Raw genomic sequence first — 23,690 nt, 5'->3', positions numbered from 1 at the left:
GCCTCGGCCAGGCGGCGGGCGGCCGGTCCGGCGTCGTCCCCGGCGACCACCACCGTCCGCGGTCCGAGCGGGAGCGTGGTCGGGTCGGGCCGACCGGGCGGGCCGGTCCGGCCCGGAGGCGTCCGTGGCTCCCACGCGGCGTCGGGGAGGAGCGGGTCGTCGAGCTGGACGTTGAGGTGGACGGGGCCGCCGAGGCCGGGCGACAGGGCCAACGGGCCGGGTTCGGCCACGTCGACGGTCGGGAGGAGCCGGCCGAAGATGCCGACCTGGTCGGTGGTCTGGTTGGCGTCGGTGCCGCGCAACCGGTGGGGCCGGTCGGCGGTCACGAACGCCACCGGCAGTCCCGCGTGGGTGGCCTCCAGCGCGGCCGGGTGCAGGTTGGCGACGGCGGTGCCCGAGGTGCAGACCACCGCCGTCCGCGCGTGGCTCCGGGCGAGCCCCACGGCGAGGAAGCCGGCCGACCGCTCGTCGATGCGGGTGTGGAGCCTGACGAGCCCGGCTCGAGCGGCGTCGTAGGCGGCGAACGAGAGGGGGGCGTTGCGGCTGCCCGGCGCGACGACGACCTCGGTGACACCGGCGTCCAGCAGCTGCTGCAGCACGTCGCGGGCCAGCCCTGTGGCACTCATCCCTCGACCTCGCGCAGCCGGGCCTCCCACCACGCCACCCGGTCGGGGGTCGCGGCGAGGCGGTCGAGCGCGGCCGGGTCGAGGACGGCGGCGCCGACCGGGAGCACCCCGTCGACCGGGACCCGCGGGACGACCGCGACGTCGTCGGCGAGCAGCTGCACCGTCGCCAGCCCGCAGGCGTAGGGCAGCTCCGGCAGGGCCGCGGCCAGGGCGAGCCCGGCGGCGATCCCGACGGACGTCTCGAGGGCGCTGGAGACGACGACCGGCAGGCCGATGTCCTCGGCGATCCGCAGGCACGCGGCGACGCCACCCAGCGGCTGCACCTTGAGGACGGCGATGTCGGCGGCCTGGAGGTCGCGCACGCGGTAGGGGTCGGCCGCCCGGCGGATCGACTCGTCGGCGGCGACGGCGACGGCGACCCGGCGGCGGACGAGTGCGAGGTCCTCGACGGAGGCCACGGGCTGCTCGACGTACTCGAGGCCGCCCGCGGCGCGCTCGAGCGCCCGGACCGCGCGCACCGCGTCGTCGACCGACCAGCCGCCGTTGGCGTCGACGCGGACGGCACCGTCGGGACCGAGCGCCGCGCGCACCGCCTCGACCCGGGCCTCGTCGTCGGCGAGCGTCTGGCCCGGCTCGGCCACCTTGACCTTGGCGGTGCGGCAGCCGCCCGCACGGACGATCGCGAACGCCTGCTCGGGCCCGACCGCCGGCACCGTGACGTTGACGGGCACCGCCGACCGCAGCGGGGCCGGCCACTCGCCGTCGGCGGCCTCGCGGGCGCAGGCCAGCCAGGGCCTGGCCTCGGCGGCGTCGTACTCGAGGAACGGGCTCCACTCCCCCCACCCGGCCTCGCCCTCGACGAGCACGACCTCGCGCGTGGTGATGCCGCGGAAGCGCGTCCGCATCGGGATGGAGAGGACCCTCATGCCTGTGCCTTGAGGCTCACGAGGTCGGGCTTGCCGTTGGGCAGCAGCGGGATCGCGTCGAGCACGACGACCTGGCGCGGCGCCCAGGAGCGCGGGTGGGCGGCGGCGACCCAGGCGCGGGCCTCGGCCTCGCCGACCAGGCCGACGACGAAGGCGACGAGCCGGTTGCCCCACTCGTCGTCCGGTACGCCGACCACCTCGGCCGCGCTGACCAGCGGGTGCGCGCGCAGCCGCGCGGCGACCGCCGGCCCGGGCACGTTGACCCCGCCGCTGACCACGACGTCGTCGACCCGGCCCAGCACCTGCAGCCGGCCGTCGTCGTCGAAGCGGCCGGCGTCGGCGGTGACGAACCATCCGTCGACCAGGCTCCGGGTCGTGAGCTCGGGCTCACCCTCGTAGCCGGAGAAGAGCGTCGGGCCGCCGATCCGGATCCGGCCGTCGGCGTCGATCGTGACGGCCACGCCGTCGAGGGGCAGGCCGTCGTAGACGCACCCGCCCGAGGTCTCGGCCGAGCCGTAGGTCGCCACGACCCGCACGCCCGCCTCGGCGGCCCGGGCGCGCAGGGCCGGGTCGACGGGTCCCCCGCCGAGCAGCACGGTGTGCGCACGCCGCAGCGCGTCGAGGTCACCCCCCGGTGCGGTGTCGTCGAGCATCCGGAGCAGCTGGGTCGGGACCAGGCTGGTGAACCACCCCTCGTCCGTGGGCCAGCCGTCGCCCGTCCACGGCTCGTGCCCGGCGACCAGCGACCGCACCACGACCTGGACCCCGGCGACGTAGGACGGCGGCAGCTTGAGCACCCACGGCCCGGAGCCGCCGAGGCGGCGCTCGGTCGCCGCGACCGACGCCAGCACCGCCCGCCGCGACAGCCGCACGCGCTTGGGCTCGCCGGAGGATCCCGACGTCTCGACCACGAGCGGCTCGGGCTCGCCCGGAGCCTCGAGCCACTCGCGCAGGTCCACGCCCCGAGGCTACGCGCCCGAAATCGGGGCGCCGTACGGCCACCCGTCGTGGTGGACTGCCGACGTGGGCACCCGACTCGACCGCTTCCTGCCGCCGTCGCCGCTGGCGCGCAGGCTCTCGGTGCAGTCGGTGCTCTTCGCCGTGGGCGACGGGACGTTCCTGACCGGCAGCGCGGTGTTCTTCACCCAGGTCGTCGGGCTGTCGGCGGCCCAGGTCGGGATCGGCCTGACCGTCGCGGGCGTGGTGTCGTTCTTCTTCGCCGTACCGCTGGGCCAGCTGGCCGACCGCGTCGGCAACAAGCGGATGTGGGCGGTCGGCGCGTTCGCGAGCGCCGGGCTCTTCGCCCTGTGGCCGCTCATCGAGGGCTTCGCCGCCTACCTCGCGATGATGGTGGTGCTCGAGGTCGTGAGCACCGCCGGCTGGTCCGGCCGCGGGGCCTACACGCTCGACGTCTTTCCCCGCGAGGAGCGCGTGCAGTCGCAGGCGTTCATGCGGGCCGCGCTCAACATCGGGTTCACCCTCGGCGCGCTGATCGGCGGCATCGCGCTGGCGTTCGACGACGACGACATCGTGCGCGCGGTGCCGTGGCTGACGGCCGTGATCCTCGCGGCCAACGCGGTCTACATCACCCGTCTCCCCGCTGCCGAGCACGACACCGTGCCCGCCGCGCCCGACCAGCTGGTCAACCCGGGCGCGCTGCGCAACCGCGGCTTCCTGGGCGTGATGACCTGCGACGGCGTCCTCGGCACCAACCAGGTGCTGCTCAACGTCGTGATCCCGCTCTGGCTGGTGCAGGAGACCGACGCCCCGCGGGTGCTGCTCGCCTGGCTCTTCGGCACCAACACGGTGATGGCGGTCCTGCTCCAGGTCGCGGCCGCCCGCGGCGTCGACTCGGTCGGGGCGTCGCTGCGCGCCTCCCGCATCTCGGCGAGCTTCTTCGTGCTGTCCTGCGCGATCGTCGCGGTCACCCACGACACGGTCGGCTGGCTCACCATCGTGCTCGTCTGGGTCGGCCACGTCACCGTCACCGGCGCCGAGCTCTTCCAGTCGGCCGGCCACTGGGGCTTCCTGTCTGAGCTGTCCGACCCGCAGCGCCGGGGCGAGTACCAGGGCGCCGCCCACATCGGCGGCACCCTCGGCTCGGTCTGGGCGCCGGCCGCGTTCACCTACCTCGCCATCGAGCAGGGCACCCTCGGCTGGGTCGTCATCGCCGCGACCGTCGTGGTCGCCACCCTCGCCATGCCGCCGTCGGCGCGCGCCGCCGAGCGCTACCTGGCCAAGGCCGCGGCGTCCGCGACTGCTTGAATCCGTCCGTGGCGACAGCGGCGGAGTGGGTCCAGGGTGCACGACCGCGCACCCTCCCGGCGGCGGTGGCGCCGGTCCTCGCCGGGACCGGCGTGGCGGCGTACGAGGACGGCGCGGTCTGGTGGAAGGCGCTCCTCGCGCTCGTGGTCAGCCTCGCGCTCCAGGTCGCGGTCAACTACGCCAACGACTACTCCGACGGCATCCGCGGCACCGACGACGTGCGCGTCGGGCCGATGCGGCTGGTCGGGTCCGGCGCGGCCACGGCGTCCGCCGTCAAGCGGGCGGCGTTCCTGGCCTTCGGCGTCGCTGGGGTCGCCGGCCTCGCGCTCGCCGCGACGACCGCCTGGTGGCTGGTCGCCGTCGGCGTCGTGTGCGTGCTGGCCGCCTGGTACTACACCGGCGGCTCCAAGCCCTACGGCTACCTCGGCCTCGGCGAGGTCATGGTCTTCGTGTTCTTCGGCCTCGTTGCAGTCGTCGGCACCACGTTCGTGCAGACCGAGGACTGGTCCTCCGCGGCCCTCGCGGCCGGCGTCGGCATCGGCGCCCTCGCCTGCGCGATCCTCGTCGTCAACAACCTGCGCGACATCCCCACCGACAGCGCCGTCGGCAAGATGACCCTCGCGGTGCGCCTGGGCGACCGACGGACCCGCGCGCTGTACGCCGGCCTCGTGGCCGTCGCCGCCGTCGCGGTCGTCGTCGTGGCCGCCCTCACCACCTGGTGGGTGCTGGTCGGCCTGGCCTTCCTGGTGCTCGCCGGCCGGGGCGTGGCCACCGTGCTCGGCGGCGCCACCGGCCCCGGGCTCATCCCGGTGCTGCAGACGACCGGGGTGGCCGAGCTGGCCTGGGCCGTGCTCGTCGCCGCCGCCCTGGTGCTGGCCTGACGGCGTACGGTCACAGCATGAAGTTCCTCCTGCTGCTCGTGATCATCGGCGCCGTCATCGCCGCCTACCAGTTCCGCGTGCAGATCCTGGCCAAGGTGCTGGGGCAGCCCGAGAGCCGCATCCAGCGGCAGCTCGAGCGCCGCAAGAACAAGCCCTAGCCGCTACTTCTTCTCGTCGGCCACCGGGTCGGCGTCGGCGGCCTCGGCGTCCTCACGGGCACGGCGCTCCTCGAAGGCGGCCGTCGCGCGCTCGGCGCGGGCCTCGACGTGTCGCGCGAGCTTCTCCCGCGGGCCCGCCAGCACCCAGTAGGACCCGACCCCGCTCAGCACCAGGGCGATGAGGAACGTCAGCCCCAACGCTGCCTTGTCGGCGATCAGCAACCAGGCCCCCGTGACCGCGCCCCAGGTCAACAGGAACAAGCCCAGCCGCAGCAGGGTGTAGACGACGAAGTCCTTCACCGGGACAGGGTATCCGGCACCCACGACGACCACCCGGGCTCTACTCTGGAGGGGTGCTGAGGTTCTTGTTCGTGCTCGTCCTCTTCGGAGTGGCGATCTACCTCCTGGTGCGCGTCTTCCAGGAGCGCGGGTTGATGCCCGAGCGCCCGGCGCGCCCGCAACGTCAGGCACCCCCCAAGGTCGTCGCCCCCGACGACGACGAGGACTTCCTGCGCGACCTCGACCGCAAGCGGCTCAACCCCGAGGACCCCGAGGGCTGAGCCCTCGGGTGTGCTGGCCGTCGGCGGGTTACCACCAGCCGCCACACCGCTCCCGCGAACAGCACGCAGCGCCTCAGCGCAGTACGTCGACCCCCGGTGGCGCGGCGTCCTGCCGCACGACCTGCGACGTCGGCTCGCCCCCGGCGTAGGAGTGCTGCGAGCTGGTGGAGAAGTAGTTGATGCCGATGAAGTTGAACCACAGGGTGGCCAGGCCGACGCAGGCGAGGATGGCGGCGTTGCGGCCCTTCCAGCCGGCGGTGGCGCGGGCGTGGAGGTAGGCCGCGTAGACGACCCAGGTGATGAACGCCCAGACCTCCTTGGGGTCCCAGTTCCAGTAGCGCGACCAGGCCTCGTGGGCCCAGATGGGGCCGGTGATGAGGACGGCGAAGGTCCACACCGGGAACGCGAAGGCGTGGATGCGGTAGGCGGTGCGGTCGAGGACCGCGAGCGTCGGGATGCGTGAGCCGGGTGCGGCGCCGGCATCGCCGCCGCGGCGCAGCTTGACCAGGTAGACGATCGAGAGCAGCCCACCGATGGTGAAGGCACCGGTGGCGATGACCGCCGAGACGACGTGGATCACGAGCCAGTAGGAGTTGAGGGCCTCGGTCAGCGGCGCGACGTCGGCGTGCAGCCAGATGACGCCGACCATCAGCGTGGTCACGACGAAGGCGACGATCAGCGGCGCCATCCACTGCAAGGCGTACTTGCGCATCAGCACGAGGAAGAACAGCGTGACGACGAAGGTCCCCGAGATCGTGAACTCGTACATGTTGCCCCACGGCACCCGGTTGGGGCTGGCGGCCATGCCGCGCCCCAGCAGGGCCACGAAGTGCACCGCGGCGGCGATGCCCGTGAGCATCAGCCCGAGGCGGCCGAGGAACGCCGTACGACGCTCGCGCGCCTCGGCGTCGGCACCACCGTCGCCGGTGCGGACCGCCAGGGCGACGTCGCCCGACGACTCCGTCGAGGCGGAGGCCTCGGCCACGGCGACCTGCCGCAGGCTGGCCCACTCGGCGATCAGGACGAGCAGGGCGAGGAAGTAGACGATCCCCGCCGCACCGATCGCCTGGTTGCTGAGCGACTCCCACGCGGTGTTGGTCACTTGCGCTCCTTGCTGAGCTGGCTGGTAGGCACTTCTTGCAGCTCGGCGACGATCACGTCGAGCACCTCGGTCAGGTCGGCTCCGCCCGAGCGGTCGAGCAGGGCCACCTCCACCATGGTCCCACCCTCGTCGTCGCCGTCCCCATCGCCGTCGTCACCCTTTCGGCGCCGAGCGCGCACCCACACGCGCCGGGGCCGGAGGAACAGCGACCCGATGAGGCCGATGAGCGCGAGCACGACGCCCGCGAGGGCGTACTCCTTGCCCGGGGACTGGCTGACCTGGATGCGCACCCAGGGCTGGACGCCGTCGAAGGAGACCGAGCCGAGGCCGTCGGGCAGCTGCTGCGTCTCGCCGAGGCTCAGGTCGAGACGGAGCTGCTTGCCGCCCTCCTGGACGGGCGTCGCCTTGCTGGTGTCGAGCAGGTAGACCGACCGGGGCACGCCGTCGTCGAGGCCGAGGTCGCCGGACCAGACGTTCATCGAGATCAGCGGGTTGCCGAGCGCCGGGAACACCGTGACCGGGGTCGGTACGTCGGGGTCGTCACCCTCGGCCCGCGCGAACGTCGGGTAGAGGACGCCCTCGAGCCCGATCGCCGTGGGTCGGGCGCTGGGCGCCTTGACCACGCCGAAGGAGAGGAACGACGGGTCCTGCGGCAGGAAGACCACCGGGCCGCTGGAGACCACGCTGCCCTCGCCGTCCTTGACGGTGATGATCGGCGCGTAGCCGTGGCCGATGAGGAAGAGGTCGGTGTCGCCGATGGTGAGCGGGTGGTTGACCCGCAGGTCGTAGGTCTTCTCCTCGCCGTCGACGCCCTCGCGATAGCTCAGCGCGGCCTTGAACTCCCGCGCCGTCCCCGCGCCCGACCCCTTGGTCAGCCACGTGATGTCGAAGTCGTCGACGGTGAAGGAGAACGGGTCCAGGTCGTCGGCGCCGAAGCCGCTGCCCGGGTCGAGGTCGTCGTAGGACGCCGCGGTGTTGGAGAACGGCGGGCCATCGACGACGACGATCACGCCGCCCTGGTAGCCGAAGACCGAGCCGATGCCGAACCCCACGAGGACGACGATCACCGACAGGTGGAAGACGAGGTTGCCCACCTCGCGGAGGTAGCCCTTCTCGGCGCTGACCGCGCCCTGCTGTCCCAGTCGCAACCGGTAGCGGCGCGAGCCGAGCACCACCCGCGCCCGGTCGAGGACCTCGTCGACCGAGAGGTCGGTGGAGTAGGACGCGTGGTCGGGCAGGCGGGACAGGTTGCGCGGGGCGAGCGGCGGCAGCGCGCGGATGGCCCGGACGTAGTGGAAGGTCCGCGGGATGATGCAGCCGATCAGCGAGACCATCAGCAGCAGGTAGATCGCCGAGAACCACGCCGAGTCGTAGACCGAGAACAGCCCGAGCCGCTCGTAGACGGGCGTGAGCCCGGGGTGGTCGGCCTTCCACTGCGAGACGGCGAGCGCGTCGACGCCCTCCTGTGGGATCACCGACCCGGGTACGGCGGCCAGCGCGAGCAGCAGCAGGAGCACGAGCGCGGTGCGCATCGACGTGAGCTGGCGCCAGGACCAGCGGGCCAGCTCGCGGGGGCCGAGCTCACCGGGACGGCGGTCGGTCTGGGGGCGGTCGATGAGGTCGGCCATCAGACGGGCACCTCGAAGCCGCCGACGAGGCGCACCTGCACCCACTGCACGGCCTGGTCCCAGTAGCCGGTGACGAGCAGCAGCCCGACGACGACGAGCATGCCGCCGCCGACGCGCATCACGACGAGCTGGTGCTTGCGGACCCACTTCAGCGCGCCGAGCGAGCGGGCGTAAAAGACGCCGGCGAGGATGAACGGGATGCCCAGGCCGAGGGCGTAGGCGGCCGACAGGACGGCGCCGCGTGCCGCAGTCGCGTCGGTGTAGGTGAGCCCGACGATGACGCCGTAGGTCGGCCCGATGCACGGCGTCCAGCCCAGGGCGAACAGCGCCCCGATGAGCGGGGCGGCGCCGAGCCCGACGGCCGGGATCGTGTGGATGCGCCACTCACGCTGCAGCCAGGGGACGACGCCCGCGAAGACCAGGCCGAGCGCGATCAGGACGAAGCCCATCACGAAGGTGATCTGGTCGTCGTACTCCCGCAGCGAGCGGCCGATGCCGCCGACCGTCGTGCCGATGACGACGAAGACGGCGGCGAAGCCGAGCACGAACAGCACCGAGCCCAGCAGCATCCGGCCGCGGCGGCGGGAGGCCTCGCCCGTCGCGAGGTCGGCGCCGGAGAGCCCGGTCGCGTAGGAGAGGTAGCCCGGCAGCAGCGGGATCACGCAGGGGCTGAAGAACGAGACGAGGCCGGCGATCGCCGCCACGGGCAGCGCGAGGGCGAGCGAGCCGCCGGCGGCCTGCTGCTGGAACCAGTCACCCATCAGAGGCAGCCTCGGTCACGAGGTCCTCGAGGGTCACGCCCGAGGTGAGGGCACCGCTGATGACCGCGGCGACCCGGCCCTGCTTGTCGAGCACGTAGGTCGAGGGCGGGCTGGTGGGGGCGTAGCGGCCGAGGGCCAGGACCTGGCCCTCGTCGAGGATCGTGGGGTAGTCGATGCCGAACTCGCGCTCGAACGCCTCGGCGGCGCCGAGGTTCTCGTCCTTGAAGAGCAGGCCCACGAAGGCTGCGTCGACCTCCTGGGAGGCCGCGTCGAGCACGGGAGCCTCGTCGCGGCAGGGGTTGCACCACGACGCCCACACGTTGAGCACCACGACCTGGCCGCGCAGGTCCGCCAGGTCGAACGGCTCCTCGTCGAGCGACGTCCCGGTCATCTCCACGGGCTTCTCGCGGTCGGAGGCCGGGATCTCCGCGATGCTGCCGTCGCCGAAGGTGAAGTTGGCGTCGTCCGTGCCCTGGAGGCCGCTGCAGCCGGACAGCAGGAGCGGCGCGAGCAGGAGCGGCAGGACGGCGGTGGCGCGGCGACGACGGGTCACGTGGGCTTCTTCTCCTCGGGCGCGCCGCCGGCCGAGAACGGCGCGCTCTTGTCGCCGACCGGGATCAGGTCGCCCGCGGGCTCGCTGTAGGAGACCTGGGTGATCTTGTCGCCGACGAAGTGGAGCGAGGTGACCGAGCAGAGCGTGCACTGCCGGTTGCGCGGGTCGTGGAAGAAGGAGCGTCGCTCGACGTGGAGGCGCGTGGTCCAGATCGGCAGCTGGTGGGAGACCACCACGGCCTCGTGGCCCTCGGCCTGCTCGCGGGCGTCGGCGACCGCGGCGGTCATCCGCTGGACGATGTCGGTGTAGGGCTCGCCCCAGGACGGCTTGAACGGGTTCCAGAGGTAGCGCCAGGTGGCGGGGTTCCTGAGGGCGTTGCGGCCCTTGCCGAACGTCTTGCCCTCGAACTTGCTGAACGACTCGATGACCCGGTCGTCGAGCCTCGGCTCGAGCCCGCGGGCCAGGGCCAGCGGAGCGGCGGTCTCCTGGGCCCGCTCCAGGGGTGAGGAGACCAGGTGCACGATGTCGCGCTCCTGCAGGCTGGCCGCGACCTTCTCGGCCATCTGGCGGCCGAGCTCGGAGAGGTGGAACCCGTCGCGGCGGCCGTAGAGCACGCCCTCGGGGTTGTGCACCTCGCCGTGGCGGAGCAGGTGGACGATCGTGTCGGGCGTGGCCATCGCTCAGCCCTCCTTGCTCGTGGTGGCTCGGGCTGCGGCGGCCGCGGCGACCGGGAGGGCGTCGAGGACGGTCTGGACGGCACGGTCGTCGTGGGCCGAGGACAGGAACCAGGCCTCGAAGGCCGACGGCGGCAGGTAGACGCCCGCGTCGAGCATGGCGTGGAAGAACGCGGCGTACGCACGCTGGTCGGTGCGGGACGCCGCCGCGAAGTCTCGGACCGGTCCGTCGCAGAGGAACACCGAGAACATCGTGCCCGCCGACTGGATCGTGTGGGACACCCCGGCGGTGGTGAGGGCGGCCACGGTCGCGTCCTTGATCGTGGTGCCGACGGCGTCGAGGTGGGCGTAGACGTCGTCGGTGGCCAGGCGCAGCGTGGCCAGCCCGGCGGTGGTCGCGATCGGGTTCCCGGAGAGGGTGCCGGCCTGGTAGACGGGACCCTCCGGAGCCAGCAGCGACATCACGTCGGCCCGGCCGCCGAACGCCGCCGCGGGGAACCCGCCGCCCATCACCTTGCCGAAGGTCATCAGGTCGGGCACCCAGCCCTCGGCCTTGCCGTCGATGCCCCAGTAGCCCTGGCTCGAGGCGCGGAAGCCGGTCATCACCTCGTCGCTGACGAACAGCGCTCCGTGGGCCCGGCAGGTCTCGGCCAGGAACGCGTTGAACCCGGGCTCGGGCGGCACCACGCCCATGTTGCCGGGCGCGGCCTCGGTGAAGAGGCACGCGATCCGGTCGCCGTGCTCGGCGAACGCCGCGGTGACGGCGGCGCGGTCGTTGTAGGGCAGGACGATGGTCAGCGCCGTGGACGACTCCGGGACGCCGGGGGTGCCGGGCACGGCGAAGGTCGCCAGGCCCGAGCCGGCCGAGGCCAGCAGCGCGTCGACGTGGCCGTGGTAGCAGCCGGCGAACTTGACCACGACCTCGCGTCCGGTGAAGCCGCGGGCCAGGCGGAGCGCCGACATGGTCGCCTCGGTGCCGGAGGAGACGAACCGGACCCGCTCGACCGGGGTGCGCGCCACGATCTCCTCGCCCAGGGCGAGCTCGGGCTCGGTGGGGGCGCCGTAGGACGTCCCGCGGGCCACCGCGGCCTGCACGGCCGCCTGCACCTCGGGGTGGGCGTGCCCGACGAGCATCGGACCCCAGGAGCAGACCAGGTCGACGAGCTCGTTGCCGTCGGCGTCGGTCAGCCACGCACCGGCGGCCGAGCGGATGAACCGCGGCGTGCCGCCGACGGCGTTGAACGCGCGGACCGGCGACGACACCCCGCCGGGGATCACCGACCGGGCTCGCTCGAACAGCGCCTGCGAGGCGGGCTGGTCCGTGGGTCCGTCGGTCACCTCCTCATTGTCGCCGAGGAGTGGTGGTGGTCTCGACCAGGGTGGGCCATCACCTCTGACCGAACGGGTGTGGTCACCCCTTCGGGCCGGTTGGTACGTTCGTGCGACACCACGTGACAGTGAGGTACGTCATACGGACCTGTGACAGCCGTAACTATCAGGTGACAGCACTCGTTGGGGTTCGCACAGGCCGCCGTGGGGTAAGAAGCGCGTCTGACGAGCACCACTTCCAGGGAGATGACATTGTCCGCCTCGCGATTCGGCCGGATGCAGAAGGCCGTGGCCATCGTGCCGCTGGCCCTGCTGTCGGCAGCCTGGACCGCCAGCCTGACGTCCGCCGCCACGCCGACCACCAACGTCTCCGCCGCCACGGCCGAGCCGGGTGGCCTGCTGCCTGACGGCTCGAGCGTGCCGGCCCAGGCGATCGAGGCCCCGGCGTCGGTCTCCGACGCGGGCGGGCTCACCGGCTCCGTCGGTGGCGTGGAGGGCAACACCGAGCAGATCCTCGCCACCTCGTCCACCAACGGCATCCCCTCCGCGGCCCTGGCCGCCTACCAGCGCGCCGAGACCGTCATCAACGCCGCCGACAAGTCCTGCCACCTCAACTGGCAGCTCGTCGCCGCCATCGGCCGCGTGGAGTCCAACCACGGCCGCTTCGGCGGCAACGTCCTCGACGCCGACGGCGTCGCCCAGCCCGGCATCCTCGGGCTACCGCTCGACGGCACCAAGAACACCGCGCTCATCCGCGACACCGACGCCGGCCAGTACGACGGCGACTCGAGGTTCGACCGCGCCGCCGGCCCCATGCAGTTCATCCCCTCCACGTGGTCGGTCGTGGGCGTCGACGCCGACAACGACGGCGTCCGCAACCCCCAGGACATTGACGACGCCGCCCTGGCCACCGCGGTCTACCTCTGCTCCGGCGACGACGACCTCGCCACCCTCAAGGGCCAGCGCGCCAGCGTCTACCGCTACAACCACTCCGACTCCTACGTCGACCTGGTCCTCTCCGTCATGGACGCCTACCTCGACGGCGACTTCATGTCGGTGCCCAACGGCACCGTCGAGGCCGGCTTCCTCTCCCCCGACCCGACCTACAACCCCGGACCCACCCGCGGCAACGGCGGCCCCCGCGGCAACAACGGCGGCAGCACCAGCGGCCAGCAGGTCGACCCCGAGGACTCGCCCGCCGAGGAGCCCGCGGAGGAGCCGACCGACGAGCCGACCACGCCCCCGACCGGTGGCGGTGGCGGCGGACCGCAGCTTCCGCTCCCCCCGATCACCGTCCCGGCCCTGCCCACGACCAACGTCGACCCGGTCGACGACGTCCTGACGCTGGCCCAGGCCATCGTGCAGTGCACCCTCGACGGCAAGATCGACAACATCCTCCGCACCGACGACCCGTTCGACCTGTGCGTCAAGGACTACACGACCCCCTAGGTCCCGCTCCCACACGAAGGCCCGCCACGCTTCTGCGTGGCGGGCCTTCGGCGTCCAGACCGGTACGACTAGCTCGCCGGGGCTAGAGCAGCCCCGCCACCTCGGCGGCCCAGTAGGTCAGCACGATGTCGGCCCCGGCCCGCCGGATGGAGATCAGCGTCTCGAGGATCGCGGCCTGGCGGTCGATCCAGCCGTGGGCGGCGGCGGCCTCGACCATGGCGTACTCGCCGGAGATGTTGTAGGCCGCCACGGGCACGTCGACGGCGTCGCGGACGCGGCGCACCACGTCGAGGTAGGCGAGGGCCGGCTTGACCATGACGATGTCGGCGCCCTCGGCGATGTCGAGGAGGACCTCGCGGACGCCCTCGCGGGCGTTGGCGGGGTCCTGCTGGTAGGTCTTGCGGTCGCCGACGAGCGAGGAGTCGACGGCCTCGCGGAAGGGGCCGAAGAAGGCGGAGGCGTACTTGGCGGAGTAGGCCAGGACGGCGACGTCGGTGTGGCCGGCGCCGTCGAGCGCAGAGCGCACGACGGCCACCTGGCCGTCCATCATGCCGCTGGGACCGACGAGGTCGGCGCCGGCGGCGGCCTGGGCGCGCGCCATCTCGGCGTAGAGCTCGAGGGTGGCGTCGTTGTCGACGCGACCGTCGGCGGTGAGGACCCCGCAGTGGCCGTGGTCGGTGAACTCGTCGAGGCAGAGGTCGGCCATCACCGGCAGCGCGTCGCCGACCTCGGCGACGACGTCGGCGATCGCGACGTTGAGGATCCCGTCGGGGTCGATGGCCCCGGAGCCGACGGCGTCCTTGCGCTCGGGGATGCCGAACAGCATGATGCCGCCGAGCCCGAGCGCGGCCGCCTCCGCGGCGGCCGCCTTGAGCGAGTCGCGGGTGTGCTGCACGACGCCCGGCATCGACGAGATCGGGCGCGGCTCGGCGAGACCCTCGCGCACGAACACCGGCAGCACGAGCTGCCGGGCCTCGAGCGAGGTCTCTGCCACCGCGCGACGCAGCGCCGCCGTCGTCCGCAAGCGGCGCGGGCGTACGACCGGGGGCCGGATGGGTTCGCTGCTCACGCTGACCTCCACGTCGTTACCCGAGGAAACTGGACCTTCTGCGACGAAGCTTCATGACAGAAGGTGGAAATTCACCGCTTCACCGGTGAATCTCCACCTCAGGACGTCAGGCCTTCGCGCGGCTGGAACGCCGAGCCGGCGGCTTGCGGTCCGACGGCTTGGTGACGGGCTCGCCGGCCTCGAGGAGCGACGAGCGACGCGAGGCACCGAAGTCGGCCAGGGCCTCCACGAGCACGTCGACGTCGGGGGCCGAGGCGAGGACGTCGACCCGCAGGCCGTGCTCCTCGGCGGTCTTGGCCGTGGCCGGCCCGATGACGGCGATGATCGTCGACGGGTGCGGCTTGCCGGCGATGCCGACGAGGTTGCGCACGGTCGAGGACGAGGTGAAGACGACGGCGTCGAACCGGCCCGACTTGATGGCGTCGCGCACCGGCGCCGGGGGCGGGGTGGCGCGGACCGTGCGGTAGGCGGTGACGTCGTCGCACTCCCAGCCGAGCTCGACGAGGCCGGCCACGAGGGTCTCGGTCGCGATGTCGGCGCGGGGCAGGAAGACGCGGTTGATGGGGTCGAGGACCTCGTCGTACTCGGGCCAGTCCTCGAGCAGGCCGGCGGCGGACTGCTCGCCGGAGGGCACCAGGTCGGCGCGCAGACCCCAGGCGGCGATCGCGGCGGCGGTCTTGTCGCCGACCGCGGCGATCTTGAGGCCCGAGAAGGCGCGGGCGTCGAGGCCGTACTCCTCGAACTTCTCGCGCACGGCCTTGACGGCGTTGACCGAGGTGAAGGCGATCCACTCGTAGCGGCCCTCGACGAGGCCGCGGACGGCCTTGTCCATCTGCAGCGGGTTGCGGGGCGGCTCGACCGAGATCGTCGGGACCTCCTCGGGCACGGCGCCGAAGCCGCGCAGGCCGAGGGAGAGCGACGCGGCCTGGTCCTTGGTGCGGGGCACCAGCACACGCCAGCCGAACAGCGGCTTGGTCTCGAACCACGACAGCGTCGAGCGGAGGTCGACGACGTCGCCGATGACGGTGATCGCCGGGGGCGTGATGCGCGCCGCGCGGGCGTCGGCGGCGATGTGGGTCAGCGTCGAGGTGACGGTCTGCTGCTCGGTGGTCGTGCCGAGCCGGGTCATGGCAACCGGGGTCTCGGCGGAGCGCCCGGCGTCGACGAGGGCGCGGGCGATCTCGCCGATCTGGCCGACGGCCGAGAGCAGCACCAGGGTGCGGCCGTCGGCGTACTGGCTCCAGTCGACGCGCGAGGCGGCGTTGTCGCCGCAGGTCACGACGGCGACCTCGCGGTGGTCCTTGGTGGTGAGCGGGATGCCGGCGTAGGCCGGGACGGCGCCGACCGACGAGACACCGGGCACGATCTCGAAGCCGATGCCGGCCTTGGCGCAGGCCTGCGCCTCCTCGGGGCCGGAGGCGTAGAGGAACGGGTCGCCGGCCAGGAGCCGGACGACGCGCAGACCGCGCTTGGCCTGCTTGACGACGACCTTGGACCGGGCGGCGTGGGTCAGCGGCTGGCCGTCCTCGCCGAAGCCGCCGTCGACGAGCTCGGGGCCCTCGACCTCGACCGCGTCGGCGGTCTCGTCGGCCTCGGGGTCGACCTCGGCCGGCGTCGGCAGGCCGAGCAGGGTGCGGACGAGGGCCGCGTGCTCGGGCACCTCGGTCACGACGACGTCGGCCTGGCGGAGCAGGTCGACGGCACGGACGGTGAGCAGGTCGGGATCACCGGGGCCGCTGCCGACGAAGGACACCCAGGCCCGGGCGATCCGGTCGGCGGCGGTGCCGGCCGGAGCGCCGGACGTGCTGCCGGAAGTGGTGGTCTTGGCTCGCGTCATGGGTTCTGCACCTCTGGGGGCTCGATCGTGGCTGGGTCCGCAGCTGATGGGTTCAGCTGTCCTGCTCCGTCGGCGAGCATGTCGCTCGCCAGCCGGTTCCCGACGCCCACGGCGTCGGCCGGGGCTCCCGATGCGGACATCCGCACCGAGAGCGCACCGTCGAGTGAGAGCGCCACGGCCCTCACCCACAACTCATCTCCGTCGTCGCCCTCGACGACGTCGGCCAGCGCGCCGATCGGGGCGGAGCAGCCGCCCTCGAGCGTCGCCAGCACCGCACGTTCGGCCTCGACCGCGGCGCGGGACGCGGGGTCGTCGAGGCGGGCCAGCTCGTCGGCCAGCGGGTCGTCGGTGCGGCACTCGACCGCGAGGGCTCCCTGGCCGGGGGCGGGCAGCATCTGCAGCGGGTCGAGCACCTCGGTCATGTCGCCGAGGCGGTCGATCCGGGCCAGTCCGGCGCGCGCCAGGATCACCCCGTCGAGCTCGCCGTCGTGGACCTTGCGGATGCGGGTGTCGACGTTGCCGCGGACCCCGACGATCTCGAGGCCGAGGCCCAGGGCGTGCAGCTGGGCGACGCGCCGCGGCGAGCCGGTGCCGACCCGGGAGCCGACGGGCAGCTCGCCGAGGGTCAGTCCGTCACGGGCGACCACGGCGTCGCGGGGGTCCTCGCGCACCGGGACCGCGGCCAGGGTGATGCCGTCGGCCGGGGCGGTGGGCAGGTCCTTGAGCGAGTGGACGGCGACGTCGACCCGGTCGGAGAGCAGCGCGTCGCGCAGGGCGCCGACGAAGACGCCGGTGTTGGACGCCGGGGTGTCGGTGATCGGCGTGCCGGCGGCCTGGCTGCGGTCGCCGTCGGTGGTGATCTCGACCAGCTCGGTCTCGCGGCCGAGGCGGGTGCGGATCAGCTCGGCGACGTGCCCGGCCTGTGTCGTGGCGAGGAGGCTGCGACGGGTGCCCACCCGGACCGGCTTCACCGCACGTCCCGCGGGGTGGTGGTCACGTCGGGGCGGGTGACGGCGTCGACGGCCTCGGGGTTGAGGGCGAACAGCTCGGCGAGCGCGCGCTCGTAGGAGACGGCGCCCTGCTCGTTGACGAGCTCCTTGACCCGGACCGTGGGCTCGTGGAGCAGCTTGTCGGCGACCCGGCGCACGGTGTGGCGGATCTCGGCGCGCGCGGCGTCGTCGAGCTGCGGCAGGCGGGCCTCGAGGCGGGCCATCTCGGCGTCGACGACCGAGGTGGCCATGGAGCGGAGAGCCACGACGGTCGGGGTGACGCTGGCCTGGCGGCGCGCGGTGAGGAAGGCGGCGACCTCCCCGCCGACGATGCGGCGTACGTCGAGCACCTCGCGGGCGACGTCGCTGCCGGCCAGGCTCTCGGACAGCTCGCGCAGCCCCATGAGGGTGACGCCCGGCAGCTCGGCGACGCCGGGCTCGACGTCGTGCGGCAGCGCGAGGTCGATGACGGAGACCGGGCGGGCCGGGTCGTCGAGACCGGCCCGGGCGGTGGCGAGCATGTCGCGGGTGACCAGGACCCCCGTGGCGCCGGTGCAGGTGATGACGACGTCGGCGCGGGTGAGCTCGCCGGGCAGGTCGGCGAGGGCGACGGGGTGTGCGGAGTACTCCGCCGCGAGGCGACGGGCGCGGTCGGGCGTGCGATTGACGACGCTCACGTGGGCGGCGCCGAGACGGCTCACGGTCGCGGTGGCCAGGCCGGCCATGGCGCCGGCACCCACGACGACGACGCGGCTGCCGCGCACGGCGCCGATGGCGATCTCGGAGCGCTCGAGCGCCGCGCTGACCAGGGTCGGCGCGACCCGGTCGATGCCGGTCTCGGCGCGGGCCCGCTTGCCGACGCGCAGCGCCTGCTGGAAGAGGGAGTTGAGGGCGGGGCCGATGCTGCCGAGCTCCTGGCCGAGCCGTAGTGCCTCGCGGGTCTGGCCGAGGATCTGGCCCTCGCCGACGGCCATCGAGTCGAGCCCGGCCGCGACCTGGAAGAGGTGGGCGACGGCACCGTCGTCGTAGTGGACGTAGAGGTGGGGCACGAGCGCCTCGGCGGTGTCGCCGGCCCGCTCGAGCAGCAGGCGCGAGAGCGACTCGACGCTGCCGTGGAAGCGCTCGATGTCGGCGTAGACCTCGACGCGGTTGCACGTCGAGACGACGGCGACCTCGTTGACGTGGTCGCACGCGGCGGCGGCGGTGAGCAGCTTGTGGACGCCGTCGGAGTCGAGGGCGACGCGCTCCAGGACGGAGACGGGAGCGCTGTTGTGGGAGATGCCGACCACGAGGATGCTCATCCGGGGTCCCCTCGGTGTTGTTCGACGGAGGAGCGGAGCGGAGGAGGCGAGGAACATCGTGGGGCGGTCATGAGATGTTGGCCTTCCGCTGCTCGTGGTAGGCGAGGATCTGCAGCTCGATCGACAGGTCGACCTTGCGCACGTCGACGCCGTCGGGCACCGCGATGACCGACGGGGCGAAGTTGAGGATGCTGGTGATCCCGCAGCCGACCATGCGGTCGGAGACGTCCTGGGCCGCGCCGGCGGGGGTGGCGATGACGCCGATCGCCACGCCGTGGGACTCGACGATCTCCTCGAGGTCGCCGAACGGGCGCACCTCGACCCCGGCGACGACCTCGCCGTGGCGCGTCTCGTCGGCGTCGAGCAGGGCGACGACCCGGAACCCGCGGCTGCGGAAGCCGGAGTAGTTGGCGAGCGCGTGGCCGAGGTTGCCGATGCCGACGATGACGACCGGCCAGTCCTGGGTCACGCCGATCTCGCGGGCGATCTGGTAGCGCAGGTAGTCGACGTCGTAGCCGACCCCGCGGGTGCCGTAGCTGCCGAGGTAGGAGAGGTCCTTGCGGAGCTTGGCGGAGTTGACGCCCGCCGCGAGGGCGAGCTCCTCGCTGGAGCAGGTGCGGATGGCGTCGTCGGCCAGCGTGTTGAGCGCCCGCAGGTAGACGGGCAGGCGGGCGACGGTCGCCTCCGGGATGTCCCGGGTGCTCTCGCTCGAACTGCGTGCAGTCACTGCTCTGCTTCCTAGCCGACCCCTGGAAGGAGGCCCGGCCCGCTCACAGTAGGAGTTTGTGAACGCGAGAACAAATCGACCGGGAGTGGCCTAGCACACGCTCCGCCGGCCTCCTCCGAGGGGGTGGTAGCGCTCAGGCCAGCGCGCTGCGCAGGCGGGTCTCGTCGACCCGCCAGAAGTCGTGCTGGCGGCCGTCGACGAACGTGACGGGCACCTCGTCGGTGAAGCGGCGCTGCAGCTCGGGGTCGTCGTCGACCATCACGACGGCGTAGTCCTCCCCCAGGTCGGCGCACACCCGGGCGACCACCTCCTCGGCGACCTCGCAGAGGTGGCAGCCCGGTCGGGAGTAGAGCGTGACCCGGGGTCCGGCGGTGCGGCGGCGTCGCTTGAGCACGGGCGGACCTACTCCAGCAGGCCCAGCGCGCGCCGGCGCTCGAGCCCGCGGAGCCGGCCCTTCTGCGCCTTGCCGGTGACGCCGTGGGGCAGCCGGTCGACGACCTCGATCCGGCTCGGGACCTTGAAGCGGGCCAGCGAGCTCTCGCACGCCGCGCGTACGGCGACCTCGACGACGACCGGGTGGGCCCCGGGCGCCACGACGTAGGCGACGACCGCCTCGCCGGTCGTGTCGTCGGCGACCCCGATGACGGCGACGTCGGCGACGTCGTCGACCTCGGCGACCACCCGCTCGACCTCGACGGGATAGACGTTGAAGCCGGAGACGATGACGAGCTCCTTGACCCGGTCGACCAGGAACACGTCGCCGTTGCCGTCGACGTAGCCGACGTCGCCCGTCGACCACCAGCCGTCGGAGTCCGGCCCGTCGGCGCCGTCGGGCCAGTAGCCGCTGAAGAGGTTGTCACCACGCACCTGGATCTCGCCGGGGTCGCCGGTCTCCTCCGGCACCACGGCACCGGACTCGTCGACCAGGCGCAGGTCGATGCCCGCGAGCGTCGCGCCGACCGAGCCTGCGGGCGCGGCGACCGAGCAGAGGGTGCTCGTCACGACCGGGGCGGCCTCGGTGAGCCCGTAGCCCTGGTGGACGGGGATGCCGGTGCGGGCCACGAACTCCTCGACCACGGCGGCCGAGACCGGCGCCGAGCCGGAGAGCACGACGCGCACGGGGCCGAGCCGGTCGGCCAGGTCGACGTCGCGCCAGTGGGCGAACACCGGGGGCGCGACCGGGACCACGCTGATCGCCTCGTCGTCGATGAGGTCGAGGGTGCCCTGGGCGTCGAACCGGTCGGCGAGCACGAGCTTGGCGCGGCTGCGCAGCACGGCGCCGAGCACGGCGTTGAGGCCGTAGACGTGGAAGAGCGGGAGGACGCCGAGGACGACGTCGTCGCCGTGGATCATCGGCGGGTCGACCGAGGCGACCTGCTCGATGTTGGCCGCGAGGGCGCGGTGGCTGAGCATCGCGGCGCGCGGCAGGCCCGTCGTACCGCTGGTGTAGAGGAGGGCGGCGATCCGCTCGGGGTCGTGCAGCGCGGGCACCTCGCGCGCGGTGTCGGCGCGCAGGTGGTCGTAGGAGCGCTCGCCGGGCTGGAGGGTCGTGCCGATGACGACGACCCGCGGCTTGACCAGCCGGGCGAGGACCTCGGCCGGCACGTCCTGGGCCAGCGTCGTCTCGCCACCCGCGAGGGCCTGGTCGACCAGTGCGGCCGCCGCCCGCACCGTGGTGACCGTGTCGGCGTCGGCCACGATCATCCGGGCGCCGCAGTCGGCGACGACGCGGGCCACCTCGCGGGCGCTCGCGCCGGGGCTCAGGGGTACGGCGACCGCCTGCGCCCGCAGGATGCCGAGGTAGGTCGTCACGAACTCGAGGCGGTTGCTCGTCAGGACGATGATCCGGTAGCCGGCCACGACCCCGGCGGCGGCCAGCCCGGTGGCGACCCGGCCGACCTCGTCGTCGAGCCCGGCCCACGTCAGGCTGCGGCCGCGGGACTCGACGACGGCCAGCTTGTCGGGGTGGTCGGCCGCGGCCGAGGCGACCAGCGCCGCGGGCCCCGCCACGGCGTCGGTCAGGGCGGCGGCTCCAGGCATGCGGGGCAGTCTAAGGGTCACCGAACCGGCCGCGGATGGTCCGATCGGGTAGTGCCGACCTGGCACGCCTGCCCAACCCGGTCGCCAGTCAATAGGGTGGGCGCGTGCCTCCCTCGGACAAGCCGCGCCGGCCGCCCAACCTGCGCCAGCGCTCCACCCTGGCCGGCGAGGCCGCCGCCGCCGCGGCCGAGGTCGAGACCGCGCTCGACCACCCCGCCGACCCGACCTCGGCGGCGTTCTTCGACGTCGACAACACCGTCATGCAGGGCGCGAGCATCTTCCACCTGGCGCGGGGGCTGCACCGCCGCAAGTTCTTCACGACCCGCGACATCCTCGGGGCGGCGTGGAAGCAGGCCTACTTCCGCGTCGTCGGCGTCGAGGACCCCGACCACATCGCCGAGACCCGCAACTCCGCGCTGAGCTTCATCGCCGGGCACACCGTCGCCGAGCTCGAGGAGCTGGGCGAGGAGATCTTCGACGAGGGCATGGCCCACCGGATCTGGCCGGGCACCCGCGCGCTGGCCCAGCTCCACCTCGACCAGGGGCAGCGGGTGTGGCTGGTCACGGCCGCCCCGATCGAGATCGCCCAGATCATCGCGCGCCGGCTCGGCCTGACCGGGGCGATGGGCACCGTGTCCGAGCACGTCGACGGCGTCTACACCGGCCGCCTCGTCGGCGACATGCTCCACGGCCCGGCCAAGGCCGAGGCGATCAAGGCCCTGGCGGCGCGCGAGAGCCTCGACCTGAGACGCTGCTCGGCCTACTCCGACTCCGCCAACGACCTGCCGATGCTGAGCCTGGTCGGCGACCCGGTGGCCATCAACCCCGACGCCAGGCTGCGGGCCCACGCCCGCGAGCAGGGCTGGCGCGTGCGCGACTACCGCACCGGCCGCAAGGCCGCCCGGGCCGGCCTGCTCGTGGGTGGCGTCGCGGGCGCGGTGACCGGCACCGTGGCCGCCGGGGTGGCCCTCCGCAGCCGCCGCAGGTGACGCCGGAAACGCCGGTTTCCGTGTACACCTGTGCTGAACCTGTTCTAGTCTCGTGAGGATGGCCCCGGGGAGGGGCCCTTGCGGGAGGACGCACACATGCCTCAGTCGAGGCCGGACGTCGCGCGCGGGCTCGACGCCCTGCGCCTGGCTGTCGCGCGCCTGCTGAGCGTGGTCGACCCCGCCCCGGCCCTGGCCGGCGGGCTCCTGGTGTCCGAGGCGGTCGGCTACGGCGAGACCCTCGACAACGGCCTGGGCGGCAGCGGGTCGGGTGGCGGCTTCGGCGACGCCGACCTCGCGACGTCGTCCGAGGAGTCCGAGGCCGACCGCGCCCGCCTGATCGCCCTGGTCGAGCTGGCGCGCGGCGGTGACGCCGACGCGTTCGGGCTGCTCTACGACCACTACCAGAGCTCGGTCTACCGCTTCCTCTTCTACCGCACCCGCTCCGCGCCGCTCGCCGAGGACCTCACGTCCGAGACGTTCTTCCGCGCGCTGCGCAACATGACGAGCTTTCGCTGGCAGGGCAAGGACTTCGGCGCCTGGCTGATGACGATCGCCCGCAACCTCGCCACCGACCACTTCAAGGCCGGCCGGACCCGCCTCGAGATGACCACCGAGGACATGGGCGCCCACGACGACGCCACCGAGGGTCCGGAGTCGCTGGTCCTGGCCGGGCTGACCAACGAGATGCTCCTCGAGGCCCTCACCCAGCTCCCCGACGAGCAGCGCGACTGCCTGGTGATGCGGTTCCTCCAGGGCATGAGCATCGCCGAGACCGCCGCCGTCCTCGGACGCAGCGACGGTGCCATCAAGCAGCTCCAGCTGCGCGGGGTGCGCAACCTCGCCAAGCTGATGCCCGAGGGGATCCGGGACTGATGGCCGATCTCCGGATTCCTGTCGCCGAGACGCCCGTAACCTTGCGGGATCCGTCGTCGTTGGGGTCATTGACAGGCCAGCACGGCACCGATCACCCCCATGACCCCGCAGGACGTATCCGATGAACCCCGTGTTCCCGGCGCGCAAGCGCGCCGAAGAGTTCAGCTCCCTGGTCGAGGACCCCTCGACCACGGAGCTGCGCGACACGGGCCGGTACGCCGAGCTGGTGCCGCTGGTCGCCCTCGTCGCCAGCCTGCGCAACGAGCCGGCACCCGAGCCGCGGCCCGCGTTCGTCTCCGACCTCCGCAGCCGGCTGATGCTGGCCGCCGAGACGGCGCTCGTCCCCGACACCCCGCGCCAGCTCGAGGCCCGTCGCCAGCCCGCGCCGCGTCGTACCGGCCGCGAGCGACGCCTCGCCGTCGCCATCGGTGGCTTCGCGCTCGTCAGCGCCTCGGCGTCCATGTCGGTCGCCGCCCAGACCGCCCTGCCCGGCGACACCCTCTACCCCCTCAAGCGGGCCCTCGAGGACGTCCACGAGACCGCCCTGCGCAGCGCCGACGACAAGGGCGCCACGATGCTCGACAACGCGTCGGGCCGCCTGCACGAGGTCGACGAGCTCAGCCGCACCGACGGCCAGGACGCCGAGGTCATCGCGGCCACCCTCGACGACTTCGCCGACCAGGCGGTCGCCGCCTCCGGCGTGCTGCTCGAGGACTACGAGCAGACCGGCCGCCTCTCCTCGATTGACGAGCTGCGCACCTTCGCCGCCAGCAGCCTCGAGGTCCTCCAGCAGCTGCAGAGCATGGTCCCGGTCGCGGCCCGCGCCTCGCTCGACCTGGCCGCCGACGTCCTCGACGAGATCGAGCGCCAGGCCGTCACCCTCTGCAAGGTCTGCGCCCCGCTGCCCTCCCTCGTCGACGCCGTCGCCACCGCCGCCGACCTCGGCCCGCTCT

The 23,690-nt window shown here is 73.3% G+C and carries 25 protein-coding genes; 8 read left to right on the top strand and 17 right to left on the bottom strand.

Annotated elements, in window-relative coordinates; translation table 11 throughout:
• From Q7T52_RS05370 to Q7T52_RS05360, 3 genes are all read right to left on the bottom strand, one after another.
• On the bottom strand, positions 1-626 hold a 626-nt coding region (locus Q7T52_RS05370), incomplete at its 3' end, for a thiamine pyrophosphate-binding protein (RefSeq protein WP_304800131.1).
• On the bottom strand, positions 623-1,552 hold the full coding sequence (locus tag Q7T52_RS05365; protein WP_304800129.1) for an o-succinylbenzoate synthase: 930 nt from the start codon (positions 1,550-1,552) through the stop codon (positions 623-625). The genes Q7T52_RS05370 and Q7T52_RS05365, both read right to left, overlap by 4 nt.
• Entirely contained in the window at positions 1,549-2,511 is a 963-nt protein-coding gene (locus Q7T52_RS05360; RefSeq protein ID WP_304800127.1) for an AMP-binding protein, read from the bottom strand. The genes Q7T52_RS05365 and Q7T52_RS05360 overlap by 4 nt, the downstream gene beginning before the upstream one ends.
• Positions 2,512-2,575: 64 nt before the next feature.
• On the opposite strand from Q7T52_RS05360, the gene Q7T52_RS05355 reads away from it, so the two are divergent.
• From Q7T52_RS05355 to Q7T52_RS05345, 3 genes are read left to right on the top strand one after another with little or no spacing between them, the layout of a single operon-like run.
• Positions 2,576-3,817, top strand: a complete 1,242-nt coding sequence (locus Q7T52_RS05355) for an MFS transporter (protein ID WP_304800125.1) — start codon at positions 2,576-2,578, stop codon at positions 3,815-3,817.
• A gap of 8 nt (positions 3,818-3,825) precedes the next feature.
• Positions 3,826-4,698, top strand: coding sequence for a 1,4-dihydroxy-2-naphthoate polyprenyltransferase (locus tag Q7T52_RS05350; protein ID WP_304800123.1), 873 nt, complete (start codon positions 3,826-3,828; stop codon positions 4,696-4,698).
• A 17-nt stretch (positions 4,699-4,715) separates the two neighbouring features.
• Positions 4,716-4,856, top strand: a complete 141-nt coding sequence (locus tag Q7T52_RS05345) for a hypothetical protein (protein WP_304800122.1) — start codon at positions 4,716-4,718, stop codon at positions 4,854-4,856.
• Between the two features lie 3 nt (positions 4,857-4,859).
• Here the strand turns inward: Q7T52_RS05345 and Q7T52_RS05340 are convergent, their stop codons facing one another.
• Positions 4,860-5,156, bottom strand: coding sequence for a DUF4229 domain-containing protein (locus tag Q7T52_RS05340; protein WP_304800120.1), 297 nt, complete (start codon positions 5,154-5,156; stop codon positions 4,860-4,862).
• A gap of 53 nt (positions 5,157-5,209) precedes the next feature.
• Here Q7T52_RS05340 and Q7T52_RS05335 point away from each other — a divergent pair, with 53 nt between their 5' ends.
• Positions 5,210-5,416 (top strand): hypothetical protein, encoded by a 207-nt coding sequence (locus Q7T52_RS05335; protein WP_304800118.1) that lies wholly within the window; start codon positions 5,210-5,212, stop codon positions 5,414-5,416.
• A 73-nt stretch (positions 5,417-5,489) separates the two neighbouring features.
• Here the strand turns inward: Q7T52_RS05335 and ccsB are convergent, their stop codons facing one another.
• The 6 genes from ccsB to hemL are packed head-to-tail and all read right to left on the bottom strand — an operon-like array spanning position 5,490 to position 11,472.
• Positions 5,490-6,518, bottom strand: coding sequence for a c-type cytochrome biogenesis protein CcsB (gene ccsB, locus Q7T52_RS05330; RefSeq protein WP_304800116.1), 1,029 nt, complete (start codon positions 6,516-6,518; stop codon positions 5,490-5,492).
• On the bottom strand, positions 6,515-8,146 hold the full coding sequence (locus tag Q7T52_RS05325) for a cytochrome c biogenesis protein ResB (protein WP_304800114.1): 1,632 nt from the start codon (positions 8,144-8,146) through the stop codon (positions 6,515-6,517). The genes ccsB and Q7T52_RS05325 overlap by 4 nt, the downstream gene beginning before the upstream one ends.
• Positions 8,146-8,907 (bottom strand): cytochrome c biogenesis CcdA family protein, encoded by a 762-nt coding sequence (locus tag Q7T52_RS05320; protein ID WP_304800112.1) that lies wholly within the window; start codon positions 8,905-8,907, stop codon positions 8,146-8,148. Before Q7T52_RS05320 ends, Q7T52_RS05325 begins: the two co-directional genes overlap by 1 nt.
• Positions 8,900-9,460 (bottom strand): TlpA disulfide reductase family protein, encoded by a 561-nt coding sequence (locus Q7T52_RS05315; protein WP_304800110.1) that lies wholly within the window; start codon positions 9,458-9,460, stop codon positions 8,900-8,902. The genes Q7T52_RS05320 and Q7T52_RS05315 overlap by 8 nt, the downstream gene beginning before the upstream one ends.
• The gene (locus Q7T52_RS05310) at positions 9,457-10,137 is read right to left on the bottom strand and encodes a histidine phosphatase family protein (RefSeq protein WP_304800108.1); all 681 of its coding nucleotides are present in this window, start codon (positions 10,135-10,137) and stop codon (positions 9,457-9,459) included. The genes Q7T52_RS05315 and Q7T52_RS05310 overlap by 4 nt, the downstream gene beginning before the upstream one ends.
• A gap of 3 nt (positions 10,138-10,140) precedes the next feature.
• Complete coding sequence (hemL, locus tag Q7T52_RS05305; protein WP_304800106.1) at positions 10,141-11,472, bottom strand: glutamate-1-semialdehyde 2,1-aminomutase; 1,332 nt, start codon at positions 11,470-11,472, stop codon at positions 10,141-10,143.
• A gap of 237 nt (positions 11,473-11,709) precedes the next feature.
• Between hemL and Q7T52_RS05300 the strand changes: the two genes are divergently transcribed.
• Complete coding sequence (locus Q7T52_RS05300; RefSeq protein ID WP_304800104.1) at positions 11,710-12,912, top strand: lytic transglycosylase domain-containing protein; 1,203 nt, start codon at positions 11,710-11,712, stop codon at positions 12,910-12,912.
• Positions 12,913-12,994: 82 nt separating this feature from the next.
• Here the strand turns inward: Q7T52_RS05300 and hemB are convergent, their stop codons facing one another.
• The 7 genes from hemB to Q7T52_RS05265 all read right to left on the bottom strand — a co-directional run bounded on the left by hemB (position 12,995) and on the right by Q7T52_RS05265 (position 20,875).
• The gene (hemB, locus tag Q7T52_RS05295; RefSeq protein ID WP_304800103.1) at positions 12,995-13,981 is read right to left on the bottom strand and encodes a porphobilinogen synthase; all 987 of its coding nucleotides are present in this window, start codon (positions 13,979-13,981) and stop codon (positions 12,995-12,997) included.
• Positions 13,982-14,087: 106 nt separating this feature from the next.
• Complete coding sequence (locus tag Q7T52_RS05290) at positions 14,088-15,818, bottom strand: uroporphyrinogen-III synthase (RefSeq protein WP_304800101.1); 1,731 nt, start codon at positions 15,816-15,818, stop codon at positions 14,088-14,090.
• Entirely contained in the window at positions 15,815-16,774 is a 960-nt protein-coding gene (gene hemC, locus Q7T52_RS05285; RefSeq protein ID WP_304800099.1) for a hydroxymethylbilane synthase, read from the bottom strand. Before hemC ends, Q7T52_RS05290 begins: the two co-directional genes overlap by 4 nt.
• An 11-nt stretch (positions 16,775-16,785) precedes the next feature.
• Positions 16,786-18,108, bottom strand: a complete 1,323-nt coding sequence (locus tag Q7T52_RS05280; RefSeq protein WP_304800097.1) for a glutamyl-tRNA reductase — start codon at positions 18,106-18,108, stop codon at positions 16,786-16,788.
• A 67-nt stretch (positions 18,109-18,175) separates the two neighbouring features.
• On the bottom strand, positions 18,176-18,835 hold the full coding sequence (locus Q7T52_RS05275; RefSeq protein WP_304800095.1) for a redox-sensing transcriptional repressor Rex: 660 nt from the start codon (positions 18,833-18,835) through the stop codon (positions 18,176-18,178).
• A 133-nt stretch (positions 18,836-18,968) separates the two neighbouring features.
• A complete protein-coding gene (locus Q7T52_RS05270; RefSeq protein ID WP_304800093.1) occupies positions 18,969-19,229 on the bottom strand; it encodes a glutaredoxin family protein in 261 nt (86 codons plus the stop codon).
• Between the two features lie 8 nt (positions 19,230-19,237).
• Entirely contained in the window at positions 19,238-20,875 is a 1,638-nt protein-coding gene (locus tag Q7T52_RS05265) for a class I adenylate-forming enzyme family protein (RefSeq protein WP_304800091.1), read from the bottom strand.
• A 104-nt stretch (positions 20,876-20,979) separates the two neighbouring features.
• Here Q7T52_RS05265 and Q7T52_RS05260 point away from each other — a divergent pair, with 104 nt between their 5' ends.
• The 3 genes from Q7T52_RS05260 to Q7T52_RS05250 all read left to right on the top strand — a co-directional run.
• Positions 20,980-21,864 carry an HAD family phosphatase gene (locus tag Q7T52_RS05260; RefSeq protein ID WP_304800089.1) on the top strand — a complete coding sequence of 295 codons (885 nt, stop codon included), beginning with the start codon at positions 20,980-20,982 and terminating at the stop codon, positions 21,862-21,864.
• A 96-nt stretch (positions 21,865-21,960) separates the two neighbouring features.
• Positions 21,961-22,737, top strand: coding sequence for a sigma-70 family RNA polymerase sigma factor (locus Q7T52_RS05255; RefSeq protein ID WP_304800087.1), 777 nt, complete (start codon positions 21,961-21,963; stop codon positions 22,735-22,737).
• 121 nt (positions 22,738-22,858) lie between these two features.
• Positions 22,859-23,690, top strand: an 832-nt coding sequence (locus Q7T52_RS05250; RefSeq protein WP_304800085.1) for a DUF5667 domain-containing protein, incomplete at its 3' end; no start/stop codon positions are given.

The sequence above is a fragment of the Nocardioides sp. genome (assembly GCF_030655615.1).
Classification (GTDB): Bacteria; Actinomycetota; Actinomycetes; order Propionibacteriales; family Nocardioidaceae; genus Nocardioides.
Note: the sequence above shows the minus strand (reverse complement) of the source record. Positions and strands in the feature narration are given on the sequence as shown.

Excerpts from the sequence above, each read along its gene's own strand:
- Q7T52_RS05365 (WP_304800129.1), bottom strand. The coding sequence starts at position 1,552 with ATGAGGGTCCTCTCCATCCCGATGCGGACGCGCTTCCGCGGCATCACC.
- Q7T52_RS05345 (WP_304800122.1), top strand. The coding sequence starts at position 4,716 with ATGAAGTTCCTCCTGCTGCTCGTGATCATCGGCGCCGTCATCGCCGCC.
- Q7T52_RS05325 (WP_304800114.1), bottom strand. The coding sequence starts at position 8,146 with ATGGCCGACCTCATCGACCGCCCCCAGACCGACCGCCGTCCCGGTGAG.
- Q7T52_RS05320 (WP_304800112.1), bottom strand. The coding sequence starts at position 8,907 with ATGGGTGACTGGTTCCAGCAGCAGGCCGCCGGCGGCTCGCTCGCCCTC.
- Q7T52_RS05310 (WP_304800108.1), bottom strand. The coding sequence starts at position 10,137 with ATGGCCACGCCCGACACGATCGTCCACCTGCTCCGCCACGGCGAGGTG.
- Q7T52_RS05300 (WP_304800104.1), top strand. The coding sequence starts at position 11,710 with ATGACATTGTCCGCCTCGCGATTCGGCCGGATGCAGAAGGCCGTGGCC.
- Q7T52_RS05290 (WP_304800101.1), bottom strand. The coding sequence starts at position 15,818 with ATGACGCGAGCCAAGACCACCACTTCCGGCAGCACGTCCGGCGCTCCG.
- Q7T52_RS05280 (WP_304800097.1), bottom strand. The coding sequence starts at position 18,108 with ATGAGCATCCTCGTGGTCGGCATCTCCCACAACAGCGCTCCCGTCTCC.
- Q7T52_RS05265 (WP_304800091.1), bottom strand. The coding sequence starts at position 20,875 with ATGCCTGGAGCCGCCGCCCTGACCGACGCCGTGGCGGGGCCCGCGGCG.
- Q7T52_RS05255 (WP_304800087.1), top strand. The coding sequence starts at position 21,961 with ATGCCTCAGTCGAGGCCGGACGTCGCGCGCGGGCTCGACGCCCTGCGC.